This is a genomic window from Naasia sp. SYSU D00057 (assembly GCF_017916505.1).
Lineage (GTDB): Bacteria > Actinomycetota > Actinomycetes > Actinomycetales > Microbacteriaceae > Naasia.
Genome location: NZ_JAFMSZ010000017.1, coordinates 1 through 483, shown reverse-complemented (window position 1 = coordinate 483; position 483 = coordinate 1). Strand labels below are relative to the sequence as shown.

Sequence of the window (483 nt, the reverse complement as noted above, 5' to 3'; positions counted from 1 at the left end):
GACGAAGACCCACTACATCTCGATGGGGATGCATGAGGACCTCGACCTCGCGATGAAGCAGGCGCTGCGGGAGATGATCGCCTTCATCGTGGCGCGGATGAATGTCAGCGCGGCGGACGCGTACCAGCTTTGTTCGCTCGCGGTGGACTTCCGTGTGACGCAGACGGTGAACGGCGAGAAGGGCGTTCACGGAATGCTAAGGAAGGGTCTGCTTTTCTGAACGCGCGGGCGTTTTCCGCCGTCTATCCACAGCTTTTCGGTTCTGTTGCGGCAACTACAACTTGTGCAGCCACCCCGCGTTGTCCTACCGTATCTAGTGTTGGGGGCAACCGGGGAGACTGCAGATGGATTGGACGCCGGAAGCCATCGAGAGGCTGCGCGCACTCTGGGCTGAAGGGCATTCGACGGCCGAGATCGGCCGCCGCATGGGCGTTTCGAAGAATGCGGTGGTGGGCAAGGCCCATCGCCTGTACCTGCCGGCAC

At 61.7% G+C, this 483-nt stretch carries 1 protein-coding gene and 1 pseudogene; both read left to right on the top strand.

What is annotated here, in order from left to right:
- Positions 1 to 220 (top strand): annotated as a pseudogene (locus J3P36_RS16075) (acetamidase); the annotation flags it as partial.
- Between the two features lie 124 nt (positions 221 to 344).
- Positions 345 to 483, top strand: a 139-nt coding sequence (locus J3P36_RS16925) for a GcrA family cell cycle regulator (protein WP_374100732.1), incomplete at its 3' end; no start/stop codon positions are given.